This window comes from Cupriavidus sp. C3SS-1 (genome assembly GCF_057073755.1).
Map to the genome: position 1 here is coordinate 2,570,440 of NZ_CP172699.1, position 16,817 is coordinate 2,587,256.

The window sequence follows — 16,817 nt, forward strand, 5'->3', positions numbered from 1 at the left end:
ACCATTCGGTCGGCGCCGGTTTCACCATGCGCAATACCGGTCGCGCCGGGCGGTGCTTGCTAGAATAGCCCTTTCGCGGCCGGCGCCCGGCCTCGCCGCGGCTGCCGTCGCAGATCGCTTCCCCGTCATCCCCACCGGCTCTTTTCCATGACCGCACGTCGTATCCTCGTTACATCTGCCCTGCCATATGCCAACGGCCAGATTCATATCGGCCACCTGGTGGAGTACATCCAGACTGACATCTGGGTGCGCTTCCAGCGCATGATGGGCAACGAGGTCTACTACGTCGGCGCCGACGACACGCACGGCACGCCGGTCATGTTGCGGGCCGAGAAGGAAGGCATTTCGCCCAAGCAACTGATCGACCGCGTCTGGAACGAGCACAAGCGCGACTTCGACAGCTTCCTGGTGTCGTTCGACAACTACTACAGCACCGACGCGGAAGAAAACCGCGCGCTGTGCGAAAAGATCTACCTGGCCCTGAAGGCCGACGACCTGATCGCCGAGCGCGAGGTCGAGCAGTTCTTCGACCCGGTCAAGAACATGTTCCTGCCGGACCGCTTCATCAAGGGAGAATGCCCGAAGTGCGGCGCCAAGGACCAGTACGGCGACTCGTGTGAAGTGTGCGGCACCACCTACGTGCCGACCGACCTGAAGAACCCGTACTCGGTGGTGTCCGGCGCCACGCCGGTGCGCAAGTCGTCCACGCACTTCTTCTTCAAGCTGTCCGACCCGCGCTGCGAAACTTTCCTGCGCGAGTGGGTGGCCGACCTGGCGCAGCCCGAAGCCGCCAACAAGATGCAGGAATGGCTGGGCAGCGAAGGCGAAGCCTCGACCCTGTCCGACTGGGACATCTCGCGCGACGCGCCTTACTTCGGCTTCGAGATCCCGGGCGCACCGGGCAAGTACTTCTATGTGTGGCTGGACGCGCCGATCGGCTACTACGCAAGCTTCAAGAACCTGGCCGAGAAGAAGGGCATCGACTTCGACGCCTGGGTCGGCCCGCACTCCACGGCCGAGCAGTACCACTTCATCGGCAAGGACATCCTGTATTTCCACACGCTGTTCTGGCCGGCCATGCTGCGCTTCTCGGGCTACCGCACGCCGACCAACGTGTTCGCGCACGGCTTCCTGACGGTGGATGGCGCCAAGATGAGCAAGTCGCGCGGCACCTTCATCACCGCGCAGAGCTATGTCGACACCGGCATGAACCCGGAGTGGCTGCGCTACTACTTCGCCGCCAAGCTCAATGCGAGCATGGAAGACCTGGACCTGAACCTGGACGACTTCATCGCCCGGGTCAACAGCGACCTGATCGGCAAGTACGTCAACATCGCCAGCCGCGCAGCCGGTTTCCTGGTCAAGCGCTTCGAAGGCAAGGTCAACGAAGCCGCGCTGGCACATCCGCTGCTCAAGCAGCTGCGCGAAGCCGCGCCGCAGGTCGCCCAGCTGTATGAAGCGCGCGAATACAGCAAGGCGCTACGCCTGGTGATGGAGCTGACCGCCGCCGTCAATGCCTTCGTCGATACCGAAAAGCCGTGGGAACTGGCCAAGGACGAAGCCAAGCGCGACGCGCTGCACGCCGCGTGCTCGGTGTCGCTGGAAGCGTTCCGCCTGCTGACGGTCTACCTGAAGCCGGTGGTGCCGGCGATGGCCGCCGGCGTCGAGCGCTTCCTCAACGTCGAGCCGCTCGACTGGCGCGCGATCGACAAGCAGCTGTCGGCCTCGAGCCCGGTGCAGCCGTACCAGCACCTGATGACCCGTGTCGATGCCAAGCAGGTCGATGCACTGCTGGCCGCAAACCGCGAATCGCTGCAGGCTGCGGCGCCGGCCGCATCGGCATCGGCCGCATCGATCGAGCCGGTCGCGGACACCATCACGATCGACGATTTTGCCAAGATCGATTTGCGTGTCGCGAAGATCGTCGAATGCCAGAAGGTGGAAGGCTCCAGCAAGCTGCTGCAGCTTACGCTCGACCTGGGCGAAGGCCGCACGCGCAACGTGTTTTCGGGCATCCAGTCGGCCTACTCGCCGGAACAGCTGGTGGGCAAGCTGACCGTGGTGGTCGCCAACCTGGCGCCGCGCAAGATGAAGTTCGGGGTGTCGGAAGGGATGGTGCTGGCCGCGTCGGCGGCGGATGAGAAGGCCAGTCCGGGCCTTTACATCCTGGAACCGCACAGTGGGGCGGTGCCGGGAATGCGGATCGGCTGACCCGCCTCGCGGCAAAGCAAAACGGCGGCGCCTTCGGGCAGCCGCCTTTTTTTATCGCGGCCGGACCATCATCCGCCTCCCATGCGGGACGGATCGTCGCTGCGCGACGTCGTCGTGACCATGCCGTCGGGATTGAAGTGCACATTGAAGAAGGCCTTTTCCTGTGACGACTCCCACCACCGGTAGCCCCACACCTCCTCTTTCTTCAGCGCGAATTTCTCAACCTTGGTCGGCTTGCCAAGCATGCGCCTGACCTGGTCCTGGTTCATCCCGGGCCGCACGCGTGCGAAATTCTCTGCCGTCAACACTTGCTCGATGCGCGCTACCTTGCCATCGGCATCGATCGTCACCATCCACGTGGTTGCGCCCTCGGGTCCGCGCGGATACTCCAGCCGCCGCGCGCCGTTCTCTTCCTCCCACGCGGTCTCCGGCTTGCCAGCCTGGCGCACCACATCGTCCTCGGTGGACTGCCCCGGCTCGATGCCCTTGAACAACTGGCTGTCCGGCTTGACCGAGTTCCACGTCGCACGCGCGGTATCGCCGGCCTTCTTCATGGCTTCATCGACCTTCTGCTGGTCGCAGCCAAACAACGCAAGCAAGGAAGCGAACAGTCCCATGGCGGCAAGGCGTCGCGGCGACGCATAAGTTGGCGGGTAACGGTCAGCGCTTGACCGGCTCGGCGACAGCAGCCGATGCGGCCTGTGCCGCGCCTTCGAAATCGGATTCCGGGTTGCCATCCTCCTGGCTCCTTCTGGTGCCGCTGCGATTCGAAGCCCCGGAGAACAGGACGCCCCAGTTGTCGAAGCGGCGGTTGAACAAGACCGACAGGCCGTTGATGGATCCGCCCTTGGCGATCAGCGACCAGCGTCGCGAAAACGCCCAGGTCAGCTTGACCACGTTGGACGCCGACGTCAGGCTCTGCTCGTAACCGACCGCGAGCTTGTCGGTCACGGCCTTGCCCACGCTCACCACCTGCTGGTCATTCAGGCCGGCGGTGGACGGACCGATCGAGAACTCGTCGAGCCCGAAATGCTGCACGACGCCCTTCCCCGCCTTGCCGCCAAGCATGCCGAGCGCGGCGCCACCCAGAGCCGCGCCGCCGAGCTGCTTCTGCTGGCCCGCGGCGGCGCTTTCCGCGCCGTAGCCGAACATCAGCCATGACAGCTTGTCTTCCTCCGGCACATTGGGCTCGGACACCAGCCGCACGCGCGGCAGCCGCACCGTGCCGGTCACCTCCACGCCGGCCTCGACTTCCTGGCCGCGACGCATCGCGCGGATGTACATATTCGGATTGTCGATCGGGCCGTTGAAGTTGATGGTACCGCGTTCGATATTCAGCTTGCGGCCGAAGGCCTCGTAGGTGCCCTCGGTCACGCGCACGGTGCCTGTGGCTTTCATCGGCGAGAGCGGCTCGCTCAGCACCGTCATCTGCCCGGCCAGCTTGAGATCGGCCCCAGCGCCACGGAACCGGAAGTCATTGCCGAGATCCACGGCGACCTCGATCAGCGGGCTGAACTTGCTCGCGGGCTTGGCTTCCGGCGCCGGCGTGGCGGCCGTCTTCAGCTCGCGCTGATCCTTGCGGCGCACCACCACGACGTCGTCGCCGAGCACCGGGGCGCCGGCCTTCGGCAGGTCGAACAGGCCGCGGTCGACGCGGAACTTGCCGCGAATCGCCATCTGCCGGTTCTCGTTGCCGATGGTCGCATTGCCCGACAGGATCAGCGTGCGTTCAGGGCTCGCGAACAACTGCAGCTTGTCGGCAACGATCCTGGCCGTCAGGTTCGGATCGGCCTCGCCCAGCTTGACGTTGCCCGTGGCGGTGAGCTTGCCGTCGCCGCCGCGGAACTCCACCTGCTTCAACTCCACCGTGTTCTGGTCCAGCACGATGCGCACGATGCCATCGGTCAGGCGAATGCCCAGGTCATACATCGTCAGGGCAATACTGTCGCCATCGACCGTGCCCGTGAGCACCGGCGCGCCGACGCTGCCGGAAAGCCGCAGCGCTGCCGCCAGCTTGCCTTCGAAGGCATACTGCGGCCCGCTCAGCGCCTCCAGCGACTTCAGCCGTGGCACGTCGACATGCACCGTGCCGCCCAGCGTCGAGGCCGGCCCTACGCTGAGCAGCCCCTGGTCCGGCACCAGTCCTGCCGACACATCGACGGCCACCTTGCCGATGCGCTCGGCCACGGTGCCGCCGCGCAGCGTGATGCGGTTGCCGCCCGCGATATCGGCGCGCAGCGAGGTCTCGCCGAGCCCCAGCGACGTGAAGCCACGCCCGGCGTTGACCGACACGTCGCCGCTGCGGCGGCGGATCTCGGCAAACCCCGCGGCGGTTTCCGCCAGCGTCAGGTTCCAGCGGCCATCGAGCACAAGGTCCGAACGCAGCGGTGGCTTCTCGCCCGTCACCGTTTCGACCAGCGTCAGCACATTGCCGACCTGCACGCCATCCAGATGGCCCTGCGTGCGGATGCGGCCGTGGTCCCAGTCCAGCTTGTCGATCTGCAGCACGGCACGATCGAACAGCAGGCGCGTGGCGCCGAGGCGCAGCCGCTGGTCGGCCACCATCAGCTGTGTCGGCGCGGCCAGCTTTACGTTGACCGTGCTGCGTTCCTCCAGCGTGCGAATGGTGCCTTGCCAGCCGTCCTTGGGGCCCTTCCACGCGCCCTGCCCCGACAACGCCAGCTGCAGCGGCCGCTGGTGCAGCGTGCCGGCGGCCCTGGCATCGAAAACGTGGCTGGCCTGCGTGCCGTTGAGCGTGGCGTCGAGCGTGCTCAGGCTTGCCTGCGGCCCCTTGTAGCCGCGCGCCGCAAGCTGCACCGACAGGGTGCCGTCGAGGCCGCCGCGCACTTCAGCGTGCCCGCTGGCCGTCGCCACGCTGTGCGGTCCGAACGTCAGCGCCTGCGCACTGTAGTCGCCCACGATCTCGGGCCGCTTGATCGTCCCGCTCACGTCCGCATCGAGCTTGAGCTTGCCCGCCACGCCAAACTTCAGGCGCTCCAGCTGTGGCGCATCCACTGCCACATGCAGGCGGTCGCCGCGCGCGCCGAAGCTGCCGCGCAGGTCGACCTGGTTGCCGGCCATGCTGAGCGAGGCTTCGCTGGGCAGCAGCCGCTCGCCCGCCAGCCGGATCTTGCCCGCGCCGGTCATCGGCAGGCCGGCGTACTCGCTCTCGCGCACGGTGAAATCCACCGCGGCGCGAATCTCGTTGGCCAGCGTGCCGGTCGTGCTGAAGTCCGCGTTGATGCGGCCGCTGGCGACCTTGGCCAGGCGCGCGGGGTCGAACGCCGCCAGCTTGCCCTTGAACTCGAACGCCTGCTGGTCCTTCAGGCCGAGCTTGCCGTCGGCCGTGAGCGTGCCCGCGCCCAGCGTCGCGCGCAACGCCGACAGCGTCAGCGTGTTCTCGTCCATGCTGGCATCGGCAAAGAGCTTGAGCTCGCCGCCACTGAGATCCAGCGCCACGCTCTGCCGGCCTGGCTCCAGGCGCACGGCCAGCGGGCCCGACAGGCTGGCTTCGTTCAGCGAGCCATGCAGCGCGGCGGGATTGAGGCGATTCACGTCCAGGTCAAAAGCCCCGCGACCGTCCTGCAGCGAGCCGCTGCCCGTGATCTCGGCTTTGCCCGTCAGCGCGATGCGCAGATCGCGCAAGGCTTGCGCCTTCTCGTTGAGCTGCACGTGGGCCTGCACCGACTGCACCGGCAATCTGCCGGCATCGATGCGGCCCGCTTCGAGATTGCGCACGACGATGTCGCCGGCGACCGTGAGCGGTGCCGCCGCAGGGGCCGACGCTGCGGGGCTCGACGCCGGCGCCGAGGCTGGCGCCGGCAGCTTCGCAGGGGCCCCGGCGGCGTCGACGGGACGCAGTTCGGCATGGACGCTCAGGTTCGCCTGCGGCGCCGACGGACTGAACAGCCGCGGGTTGATGCGCTCGCCATCGGCCAGCAGGTGCGTGAAGGGCACCTTCCCGTAGGGCGTTACGTCAGCGCTGGCGCGCGCGCGGATACGCTCGCCGTTGGCCTCCAGCTCGGCGCGCAACGCGTCCAGCGAACCCTGCGCGGTGGCGCTGACCGTGAAGTCTTCCTTCTGCCAGCTGGCCTCCAGCAAGGCCTGCAGGTTCAGCGCGAACGGGGCCTGGGCTGCGATCTGCGCGTTGGCGGCCAGCTTGCCATACGGTGTCTCGAGACGGTCGACACTGAGGCGGTGCCGCAGCCCGTCGGAATGCAGGGCGCCGGCCAGCCCGGAAAAGACCATCGGCTCCGCCGTTGCCGCCGGACTGGTGCGCAGCGACAGCCGCTCCAGCGTCAGTACGTCGATGTCGATGGCCAGCGGCAGTTCGAGTGACGTCGGCATCGTGGCCGGCGTCGTGCTCGGCGTGGAGGGGCCGAGCTGCACCTCCACCTTGCCGATGCGCAGCCACGCCACGTGCCAGCGCCGCGGCGACCACGCCATGTTCCAGCTGCTGTCGATCCGGTCGACCGTCACGTGCGTGGCACCGCTGGCAAACACCACATCGCGCAGCCGCAGGCCCTGGAACAGCGTACCGCCTTCATACTTGCCCGCCAGCATCCCGGCCGACAGCCGCGTGGCCAGCGTCCACAGGTGCCGCGTGCCGGTCTCGGAACGCAGCGCCAGCACGCCGGCGGCCGCCAGCACGACCAGCAAGGCCAGCAGGCCCGCGGCGATCCACGCCAGCACGCGGCCGAAACGCCGCCGCCGGGACGGCGGCAGGTCAGGCGGCGGCGCGTCGTCGCCGAGGCCCGGAACCGAGGGCATGTCGACCAGGGCCATCAGAACGCCACCCCGAGCGAGATGTGCGGACGGAATTGCTGCTTCTGGATGCCGTAGCCGATATCGAGCTGCACCGGCCCCACCGGGCTGCGCCAGCGTGCGCCGACACCGACGCCATTGAAGATCTTCACGTCGTTGAGCGCGTCGGCGGCCGTGCCGGCATCCCAGAACACCGCCATGCCCCAGTCGGGCTTGAACCAGTACTGGTACTCGAGCCCGGTCGTGGCGAGGTACTTGGCCGGCAGCACGCTGGAACCGCTTGCCGTGCCGATCGACTGGTAGCTATAACCGCGCACCGAATCGGTACCGCCGGCGCGGAAACGCAGCGTGGCCGGGATCTTGCTGGAATCGGCGCTGGTGAGGTTGGCGCCCAGTTCCAGCCGCGCGATGAACAGGTCGCGGTTGCCTACCGGCACGTACTGGCGGATGCGCCCGTACATGCGGAAGAACGTCGCATCGCTGAGCAGCCCCTTGGCCGCCACGCCGAGCTGGGTGCTGATCACGTTGCCGCGCCGCGGAAAGACCGGGTTGTCCACGTCGCGCCGCGCCCACGCGAAGGCCGGCACCAGCGCCTTGCTGATCTGCGCGGGCTGGCCCTGCGGCAGCAGGTTGTCGTAGTAGAAGTCCAGCGACATCGTGATGTCGTACTTCTCCCGCGAGCGCGAACGCTTCAGACCCGCGCGCCAGCTGGTGGTATCGGTGTTCTCCAGGTCGATGGTGCGCTCGTAGCTGCCGTACAGGCTGTTGCGGAACGTGCTGCGGTCCGGCGGCATGGCGGTTTCGGCGAACAGATACGAGCGCTTCTGTTCGATGCGGGCCTGCGAATCGAACACCCAGGCGCGGTTGAACAGGTTGTAGTAGGAATAGCGGCCTTCCACCTGCGCGCCGGTATCGGTCGTGAAACCGACACCGCTGTTCAGCCGGTGCTCGGGATACTCGCGCACCTTGACCTCCACCGGCGCGGTGATCACGCCATCGGGCGGATTAGCCGCCTGCACGGCCGGCGGCACCAGTTCGACCTGGACGTTCGAGAAGTAGGGCTGGTTCTGGATGGCGCGCTGCAATTCCAGCAACCGCTCGACGCGATAAGGCTCGCCTTCGTTGAGCGGATTCACGTTGTAGATGATCTGCTCGGGATAGCGGCGCGTGCCGCTGACGTGCAACGGCCCAAGCAGGTACGCCGGCCCGCTGTCATAGCTTGCAGACAATTCGGCGCGCAGTTCATCCGGTTCGATGCGCGCCTGGGACCGGGCCAGCCGCGCCCCGTAGTAGTTCCGGCTCTGCAGCGTCACCAGTGCATCTTCCTTGGCCTTGTCCCAGTCTTCCTGCCGGAATGGCTTGCCGACGGGCAGGTCCCATTTCTTCTGCACTTCGGCAACCTGCTCGGGCGAACGTGTCGCCGCCGGCCCTTCCACCTTGATATCGACGTTGCGGATCAGCGTGCGCGCGCCGGGGTCGACCATCACATGCACGGTGCGCTTGTCGCCCTCTCCCTCCAGGCGCGTGGTGGTGACGGGATCGAAATACCCTTCGGTCGAGGCGAACTGGCGCACCTGCTCGCCCACGGTCTCCACCATATAGTCGAACTGGTCGGGCGACAGGTCGGTGCGGTCCTTGTAGCGGGACAGGTCGAGGTGGTTTTCCAGGATCTCGCGCAAGGGCTTGGGCGCCTCCACCTCCACTTTGTAGGTAGCGTGGGCCGGCAGCAGCCACACCGCCGCCAGCGCGGACAGGAGCACCCGCCGCAGGCGCGCGGGTATCCGCTGCCGCGCGTCCGGCCCGGTGTTCCGGTCAGGGGTGGCCGCCATGCAGGCCGATTCGGTCCTCATTCGCTGGTGTTGCTCCGACGGGCGGGAATGGCGCGTGTGCGCAGTACACGAAGTCGGTATTTGACCACACCCCCGCCCAAGGCCGTAACCATGAGGCTGCCACAACGCAACGCGCCGGCAAGCCGCGCACGGCGAACGAACCGTTCCAGGGGCGGGATACTGTAAAATCCTGCCGCACCGTACCTTTCATGCCGCCTTCGCGGCGCATTACCAGAAATCCCACCATGGCCATGTACGAATCGGAAATCACCCAGTTCCTGAAGTCGCTCAAGCAGGAACGTCCCGCCCTCGAGACCGAGCAGCGCGAAGGCCGCGCCCTGCTGTGGGACAAGGAACCGATCGACCTCGAGGAACGCGCCCGCGCCGAAGCCTCGCGCGTGTCGCAAAAGCCCTACGTCTACTCGCTGGACAACTGATCCGCGCTGACGTCGCGGCTACCGCGCGCCATCCATGAACCAGAGCGATCAGGACAAGCTGAAGCCTGCCGTGGAACTGCCTGCGGGGCCCCCTGCGCAATCGGGCAGCCCGGCCGAGGTGGTCGACGGCATGGCGTTCGCACGCCTGTACGGCGAGCCGCTGTTCAAGCTGCCGCAGGACCTCTACATCCCGCCGGACGCGCTCGAGATCTTCCTGGAAGCATTCGAGGGTCCGCTGGACCTGCTGCTGTACCTGATCCGCAAGCAGAACTTCAACGTCCTGGACATTCCGATGTCGCAGGTCACGCGGCAGTACCTGTCGTACATCGAGCAAATCCGCAAGACCAACCTTGAGCTGGCGGCCGAGTACCTGCTGATGGCGGCCATGCTTATCGAGATCAAGTCGCGCATGCTGCTGCCGGTCAAGAAGGCCGACAGCGACGAGGATGCCGAGGATCCGCGCGCCGAGCTGGTGCGCCGGCTGCTCGAATACGAGCAGATGAAGCTGGCCGCGCAGCGCCTGGACACCGTGCCGCAGCTGGGCCGCGACTTCCTGCGCTCGCAGGTCTATATCGAGCAGAGCCTGGCGCCGCGTTTCCCGGAGGTGGAAACCATCGACCTGCAATCGGCCTGGGCCGATGTGCTCAAGCGCGCCAAGCTCAACCAGCACCACAAGATCTCGCGCGAGGAACTGTCGGTGCGCGAGCACATGAGCCAGATCCTGCGCCGGCTGCAGCATGCGCGCTTCATGGAATTCACCGAACTGTTCGAAGACGCGATCCGCTCGGGCAAGGGCGTGCCGGTGGTGGTGGTGAACTTCATCGCCATGCTGGAGCTTGCGCGCGAGTCCCTGGTGGAGATCACGCAGCCCGAGCCGTTCGCGCCAATTTATGTGCGATTGGCGTACACCCCCGCCTGACCTCCCGTCGCGCCGCGCCCGCCGCGTGGCTACATGTTCTACAATCCGCCGACAACCCGGGAAGCGTCCGCAAAAGGTGCGCCGGGCATGTCGGGGCGCCCGCCAGAAGGCGCCAGGGTCACCCATACCACGACAGCACACCACGTTCATGAAAGTCATTTCCTCCATCCACGAGCTGCGTGACCAGTTGCGCGGGCAGAACCGGGCCGCGTTCGTCCCCACCATGGGCAACCTGCACGAAGGCCACCTGTCGCTGATGCGGCTGGCGCGCCAGCATGGCGACCCGGTGGTGGCGTCCATCTTCGTCAACCGCCTGCAGTTCGGCCCGAACGAGGACTTCGACAAGTACCCGCGCACGCTGCAGGACGACATCGAAAAGCTGCAGAAGGAAGGCGTGTACGTGCTGTTCGCGCCGACCGAGCGCGACATGTACCCGGAGCCGCAGGAGTACCGCATCGATCCGCCCCACGACCTCGGCGACATCCTGGAGGGCGAGTTCCGCCCGGGCTTCTTCAAGGGTGTCTGTACCGTGGTGATGAAGCTGTTCACGTGCGCGCAGCCGCGCGTGGCGGTGTTCGGCAAGAAGGACTACCAGCAGCTGATGATCGTGCGCCGCATGGTCCAGCAGTTCGCGCTGCCGATCGAGATCGTGCCGGCGGAAACCGTGCGCGCCGAGGACGGGCTGGCGCTGTCGTCGCGCAACCGCTACCTGACCGAAGCCGAGCGCGCCGAGGCGCCCATGCTTTACCGTACGCTGCATGACGTGCGCGACACCGTGCTGGGCAGCGACCGCGCGGCCACCGCGCTGGCGACCGTCGAGGCCAACGCGTGCGACACGCTGGCGCAGCGCGGCTGGAAGCCCGACTACGTGGCCATCCGCAAGCGCAGCAACCTGCAGGCGCCGACGCCCGAGGAATTCGCCGCCGGCGAGCCGCTGGTGGTGCTGACGGCGGCCAAGCTCGGTGCTACGCGGCTTATCGACAATCTGGAAATCTGAGCCCGGCGGCCACGCGCCGCCCCACCAGACAAAAAGAGCAAGCCCCCGGGCTTGCTCTTTGCATTTCAGGCGCCGGCTTTGCCGGTACCGCGCATGCCGGCCCGCTGGACCGCCTTGATCACATGGCGCTGGTGGCCCCGCCGCCGTTTCCACCAGATCAGCACGCCCGTGATGGCGAACGTCAGCGGCGCCAGGCCGAAGACGGTAATGAAGACGCGGCCCGGCACGCCGAAGGCCTCGCCGGTATGCAGCGGGAACAGCCAGTTCAGGAAAGTGTCGCCGGCCGGCGCATCGGCGGGGTCGCGCACGCCGAGCCGCCGGCCCGTATAGGCATCGAGCCACAGGCGCGTGGCGCCGCTGTCCTGGCGCACCTCGCCCGGCTGGCGCAGGCGCACTTCGTAGGCATCGCCCGTCTTGCGCGGGAAGCTGATGCGCGTGACAGCGGCATGCGGGTATTCCGCCTGCGCGGCCGCCATCATCCGCGCCGCACCCAGTGGCCGCGCGCCGGGCTCAACCGGTGCCGAAACATGCCTGGCCGGCGGCGTCACCGTCATCACGCTGGACACGATCGGCGTGACCCATTTCGGCAGGTTCAGGTACCAGCCCGAGAAGGCGATGACCGCCAGCACCGGTGCCGCAAGGATGCCGCCCGCACGATGCAGCGAATAGTTGAAGCGCGACCACGAGCCGCCGTGCGTGATGCGGAACGCCTGCAGTACCGAACGCGGCCGCAGCTTCGGCCACCAGGCCACGATGCCGAGCAGCACGGTGATCAGCAGCATCATGCCGCCCACGCCCGTGATGGTCTTGCCGGTGTCGCCGCCGAGCAGGTAGCGATGCAGGTGGAACAGCGTGGGCAGCAGCTGCTGGCGCGTCAGGCCGGGCTCGCCCCACACGCGCTCGCCCTTCACCTGCAGCGTGACCGGATCGATCATGACCTGGCGCGAACGCCCCGGCACCGCGCCATCGTGCCCCTTGACCGGATACCAGGCAACAAAGACGCCATGTTCCTCGACCGGCAGCATCAGCAGGTTGGGCCTGCCGTAGCCGGGGACTGACAGCCGCTCGCTGACGGCCTGGACCGTATCGGGCGACACCGGCATCGGCACTGGCGCGGATGCCACGAGCAGGTCCGGGTTCAGCCACGCATCCAGCTCGTCGCGCCACGCGATGGTGGTGCCCGTGAGCCCCATGAGGACAAACAACAGGCCAAACACCAGCCCGATATACAGGTGCAGCTTGACGATGACGACGCGGAGGCGGCCAGTGACCATGGGGCGACAGAAGGGAATGCGAAAGCTGGCGGAAATGGCGTAGGGTGCCTGCCCCGGCCCAGCGATGCAAATGGGAAAGATTCGCAATTGTATCAGCAGCCCGCCGCGGCCTGGCTACCCCGCCGAACGACCGCTAGCGGCGCAGCGGCGCGAACATGGCGCGCAGGTCGAGGTGGCTTTCGACGCTGTCGGCCAGCCGCTCGATCGATGCTTCCCGCAAGGCCGCCAGGTCGACGCCCTGCGCGCCGTCCAGCCCGGCCCAGCGCAGCAGCGCCTGGCAAGCCGCCGGTTCGTCGAACAGACCGTGCACGTAGGTCGCCAGCACCTGGCCGTCTTCGGAACAGGCGCCATCCGGGCGCGCCTTGCCGTCGCCCTCGTCGAGCCACAGTGCCGGGCGATCGAGCCCGGCGCCGGTGCTCACGCCCATATGGATCTCATAGCCGCTGACGGCCGCCTGCGCGCCTGACAGCTGGCCGCTGACATGGCGCAGGTGCTTGTGCGGCGCGAGCGTCGTCTCGTAGTCGAGCCAGCCAAAGCCCGCGCTGCTGCCGGCCGGGCCTTCATGCCCGGCGGGATCATGGATCTGCCGGCCCAGCATCTGCATGCCGCCGCAGATGCCGATCACCTTGCCGCCAAAGCGCAGATGCCGCCGCAGCGCCGGCTCCCAGCCGTTGGCACGCAGGAAGTCCAGGTCGGCACGCACGCTCTTGCTGCCGGGCAGGATCACGAGATCCGCGGGCGGCACCGGCATGCCCGGCCCGATGAAGCGCAGATCCACCTGCGGGTGGGCCCGAAGCGCATCGAAATCGGTATGGTTCGAGATCCGCGGCAGCACCGGCACGATCACGCGCAGCAGCGTCTCGGATGCGCCCTGCTTGGCCGACTGCGTGCCAATGATGGCGTCTTCCGCATCGAGGTGCAGGCCATGCAGGTAGGGCAGCACGCCGAACACCGGCTTGCCGGTGCGCGCCTCCAGCCAGTCCAGCCCCGGCTCCAGCAGGCCGATATCGCCGCGGAAGCGGTTGATGATGAAGCCGGTGACGCGCGCGCGCTCGCTGTCCGACAAGCAGTCCAGCGTGCCCACGAGGTGCGCGAAGACACCGCCGCGGTCGATGTCGGCCACCAGCACGACCGGGCAATCGACGCGCTCGGCAAACCCCATGTTGGCGATATCGCGGTCGCGCAGGTTGATCTCGGCCGGACTGCCGGCGCCCTCTACCACGACTACGTCATAGGCCTGCGTCAGGCGCGTGTGCGAAGCCAGCACGGCCTTCATCGCCTCGGGCTTGTACGCGTGATAGGCGCGCGCGTCCAGATCCAGCCTTGCCTGGCCGTGGATGATGATCTGCGCGCCGGTATCGCTGCTGGGCTTGAGCAGCACCGGGTTCATGTCGGTATGCGGCGCCAGCCCCGCGGCCAGCGCCTGCAGCGCCTGGGCGCGGCCGATCTCGCCGCCGTCGGCCGTCACGGCACTGTTCAGCGCCATATTCTGGGGCTTGAAGGGCACCACGCGCGTGCCGGCGCGGGCCAGCACGCGGCACAGGCCCGCGACGATCGTGCTCTTGCCGGCGTCGGAAGTCGTGCCCTGGACCATCAGCGTGCCGCGCAGGGCACCCGTGTCGACGTGGTCCGTAGTTTCAGAAGCATCACTTTGCATAGCGGCCGATTATCTCACCGGTCCGTGCGGCGACCGGAAGCGACCGCTACAATACCCGGATGGAAACACCGGCCACCGATATCGCGACCGCCACGGCCGCGGAGCCCCGCCGGGCCGCGAACGGCCATGGCCCGCGCCAGCTCACGCTGGTGCTCGGCGGCGCCCGCTCGGGCAAGAGCCATTACGCCGAGCAACTGGCGACCGACCACGCCACCATCAGGGGCGGCCCGGTCACCTACATTGCCACGGCGCGCCAGGACCCCGACCAGACCGACGAGGAGCTGGAGCTGCGCATCGCGCTGCACCGCGCCCGCCGCCCGGCCGACTGGCACCTGATCGAAGAGCCGGTGCGCCTGGCCGACGCGCTCTATGCGCATGCGCGCCATGACGGCTGCATCCTGGTGGACTGCGTCACGCTGTGGCTCAACAACCTGCTGTTCCCGAAGGACCGCGCGTATCCCGAGCATGGCGTGATCACCCCGCCGGACATCTTCGCCGAAGAAATCGACGCGCTGCTCAACGCCCTGCCCACGCTGCCCGGCCATGTAATCCTGGTCTCGAACGAGATCGGCTTCGGCGTGGTGCCGATGGGCGCCATCACCCGCTTCTATGTCGATGAACTCGGCCGATTGAACCAGAAGCTGGCTGCCGCCGCCGATTGCGTGCGGCTGCTGGTCGCCGGCATTCCCGTTCCCGTCAAGGGCGCCGACCCGGCATGACCATGCTGTCCTGGCCGGCATGCGCGGCCGCCGCGCTGGCAGGCGTGCTGCTGGACCAATGGCTGGGCGAGCCGAGACGCTGGCATCCGCTGGTCGGCTTCGGTCGTCTCGCCAATGCCGTGGAACGCCGCTTCAACCGTTCTCCGCAAACGACGCCTGCCTGGCGCCAGCGACTGGCCGGGCTCGCCGCATGGTCGCTGATGGTGCTGGTGCCGGCGGCGCTGGCCTCATGGCTGGCCGATGTCGCAACGGACTGGCATCCGTGGCTCGGCTGGATCGTGCACGTCGTGGCGCTTTACGCCGCGCTGGGCGCGCGCAGCCTGCATCAGCACATCGCCCCGATCGCCGCAGCGCTGGCACGCGCCGACCTTGACGCGGCGCGCGCGCTGACCGCTCGCATCGTGTCGCGCGATACGGCCGATGCCGACAGCGAAGCGCTGGCACGCGCCGCGTGCGAATCGGCGCTGGAAAACGGCAACGATGCCATTTTCGGCGCGCTGTTCTGGTTTCTCGTGGGCGGTGCGCCCGCGGTGGTCGCGTTCCGGCTGGCCAATACGCTCGATGCCATGTGGGGCTACCGCACGCCGCGCCTGCGGTATTTCGGCTGGGCTGCCGCGCGGCTGGATGATGCCCTCAACCTCGCGCCTGCGCGGCTGACGGCGCTGTCCTACGCCATGCTCGGCGCCACCGCACAGGCCCTGCGCTGCTGGCGGACACAGGCGCCGGCCTGGTCCAGCCCCAACGCCGGTCCGGTGATGGCCGCCGGCGCCGGCGCGGTTGGCGTGGCGCTCGGTGGCCCGGCCCGCTACCACGGGGAACTCGAGGCACGTCCGCCGCTGGGCACCGGTGCCCGGCCCGACGCCACCCATGTGCTGGCCTGCCTGCGGCTGGTGCGGCGCACGTTGTGGCTGTGGCTTGCACTGGCCCTCGCGAGCGCGGCGGCCCTGTACGCGTTTTCCACACCGCTGGCGATATGAGACCCGCCTTGCCCCTCATCCGCCACGGCGGCGACCTGCAGGCAGCCGTGCGCCGCTATGGGCGTCCTGCCGCCGAATGGCTGGACCTGTCCACCGGCATCAATCCGACAAGCTATCCCGTCCCCCCGATTCCGGCCAACGCATGGCAGCGCCTGCCCGAGGATGACGATGGTCTTGCGGAAAACGCCGCACACGCATTCGGCGCGCAACACGCATTGCCGGTCGCCGGTTCGCAGGCGGCAATCCGCACGCTGCCGCAACTGCTGGAACGCGGACGCGTCGGCGTTGCCGCGCTCGGCTACAGCGAGTACGCGCCCGCGTTCGCTGCCGCCGGCCATGACGTCGTGCTGCTCGGCGAATCGGACTTCGCACAGCCTTCGCTGGCGGATGGCCTGAACCACCTTGTCGTGGTCAACCCGAACAATCCGACCGGCCGGCTGGTGCCGCCGCAAACGCTGCTGAACTGGCACGCATCACTCGCCCGGCGAGGCGGCACCCTGATCGTCGACGAAGCCTTCATCGACTGCACGCCGGGACACTCCATCGCGGCTCACAGCAGCACACCAGGACTGGTGGTGCTGCGCTCGCTAGGCAAGTTTTACGGGCTGGCCGGCGTCCGCTGCGGCTTCGTGCTCGGCGAACGCGCATTGCTCCAGGCGCTCGATGAGCGCCTGGGCCATTGGACCGTGTCGGGGCCGGCGCGCGTGATCGCACGCGCGGCGCTGGCCGACACCAGTTGGCAGGCTGCCAACCGCGACACGCTTGCCGCATCGGGCGAGCGCCTGGCGGCCATGCTGCACCGCTGCGGCTTGCAGCCGGTGATGCAACCACTGTTCTGCTGGGTGGCCCACGAGGACGCAGCCCGCCTGCACGATGCGCTGGCGGCGCATGGCGTGTGGACCCGCCGCTTCGATGCCGCCGGCGACTGCCCTCCGGGCCTGCGACTCGGCCTGCCGCCCGATACGCCGCAGGCGTGGCGGCATCTGGAAGCCGCGCTGGCTGCCGTGCTGCCCCGCTGAACGCCACCACCGCG

12 protein-coding genes are annotated in these 16,817 nt (G+C 67.9%); 7 read left to right on the plus strand and 5 right to left on the minus strand.

What is annotated here, in order from left to right; translation table 11 throughout:
* Positions 1-147: 147 nt before the first annotated feature.
* A complete protein-coding gene (metG, locus tag ACIGJC_RS11940; protein WP_483709029.1) occupies positions 148-2,211 on the plus strand; it encodes a methionine--tRNA ligase in 2,064 nt (687 codons plus the stop codon).
* 68 nt (positions 2,212-2,279) lie between these two features.
* Here metG and bamE read toward each other — a convergent pair whose 3' ends face one another.
* Genes bamE through ACIGJC_RS11955 form a run of 3 tightly spaced genes read right to left on the minus strand, consistent with a single transcriptional unit; the run spans position 2,280 to position 8,825 of the window.
* Positions 2,280-2,828, minus strand: a complete 549-nt coding sequence (gene bamE, locus ACIGJC_RS11945) for an outer membrane protein assembly factor BamE domain-containing protein (protein WP_483709030.1) — start codon at positions 2,826-2,828, stop codon at positions 2,280-2,282.
* A 43-nt stretch (positions 2,829-2,871) separates the two neighbouring features.
* A complete protein-coding gene (locus ACIGJC_RS11950; RefSeq protein WP_483709031.1) occupies positions 2,872-6,996 on the minus strand; it encodes a translocation/assembly module TamB domain-containing protein in 4,125 nt (1,374 codons plus the stop codon).
* Entirely contained in the window at positions 6,996-8,825 is a 1,830-nt protein-coding gene (locus ACIGJC_RS11955) for an autotransporter assembly complex protein TamA (protein WP_483709033.1), read from the minus strand. The genes ACIGJC_RS11950 and ACIGJC_RS11955 overlap by 1 nt, the downstream gene beginning before the upstream one ends.
* A gap of 224 nt (positions 8,826-9,049) precedes the next feature.
* Here ACIGJC_RS11955 and ACIGJC_RS11960 point away from each other — a divergent pair, with 224 nt between their 5' ends.
* The 3 genes from ACIGJC_RS11960 (at position 9,050) to panC (ending at position 11,157) form a co-directional block, all read left to right on the plus strand.
* Entirely contained in the window at positions 9,050-9,241 is a 192-nt protein-coding gene (locus tag ACIGJC_RS11960; RefSeq protein WP_483709034.1) for a DUF3460 family protein, read from the plus strand.
* A 34-nt stretch (positions 9,242-9,275) separates the two neighbouring features.
* Positions 9,276-10,160, plus strand: coding sequence for a segregation and condensation protein A (locus tag ACIGJC_RS11965; RefSeq protein ID WP_483709036.1), 885 nt, complete (start codon positions 9,276-9,278; stop codon positions 10,158-10,160).
* A 148-nt stretch (positions 10,161-10,308) separates the two neighbouring features.
* Positions 10,309-11,157: a pantoate--beta-alanine ligase gene (gene panC, locus ACIGJC_RS11970; RefSeq protein ID WP_483709038.1), complete on the plus strand. Its 849-nt coding sequence runs from the start codon at positions 10,309-10,311 to the stop codon at positions 11,155-11,157.
* Positions 11,158-11,222: 65 nt separating this feature from the next.
* Here the strand turns inward: panC and ACIGJC_RS11975 are convergent, their stop codons facing one another.
* Both ACIGJC_RS11975 and ACIGJC_RS11980 read right to left on the minus strand, forming a co-directional pair.
* Positions 11,223-12,431: a PepSY-associated TM helix domain-containing protein gene (locus tag ACIGJC_RS11975; RefSeq protein ID WP_483709039.1), complete on the minus strand. Its 1,209-nt coding sequence runs from the start codon at positions 12,429-12,431 to the stop codon at positions 11,223-11,225.
* 133 nt (positions 12,432-12,564) lie between these two features.
* A complete protein-coding gene (locus ACIGJC_RS11980; protein ID WP_483711530.1) occupies positions 12,565-14,025 on the minus strand; it encodes a cobyric acid synthase in 1,461 nt (486 codons plus the stop codon).
* Positions 14,026-14,147: 122 nt separating this feature from the next.
* Between ACIGJC_RS11980 and cobU the strand changes: the two genes are divergently transcribed.
* The 3 genes from cobU to cobD are packed head-to-tail and all read left to right on the plus strand — an operon-like array spanning position 14,148 to position 16,803.
* Positions 14,148-14,807 (plus strand): bifunctional adenosylcobinamide kinase/adenosylcobinamide-phosphate guanylyltransferase, encoded by a 660-nt coding sequence (cobU, locus tag ACIGJC_RS11985; RefSeq protein WP_483709041.1) that lies wholly within the window; start codon positions 14,148-14,150, stop codon positions 14,805-14,807.
* Positions 14,804-15,784 carry an adenosylcobinamide-phosphate synthase CbiB gene (gene cbiB / locus ACIGJC_RS11990; protein WP_483709042.1) on the plus strand — a complete coding sequence of 327 codons (981 nt, stop codon included), beginning with the start codon at positions 14,804-14,806 and terminating at the stop codon, positions 15,782-15,784. The genes cobU and cbiB overlap by 4 nt, the downstream gene beginning before the upstream one ends.
* Positions 15,781-16,803, plus strand: a complete 1,023-nt coding sequence (cobD, locus tag ACIGJC_RS11995; protein ID WP_483709043.1) for a threonine-phosphate decarboxylase CobD — start codon at positions 15,781-15,783, stop codon at positions 16,801-16,803. The genes cbiB and cobD overlap by 4 nt, the downstream gene beginning before the upstream one ends.
* The last annotated feature ends 14 nt before the right edge of the window (positions 16,804-16,817 follow it).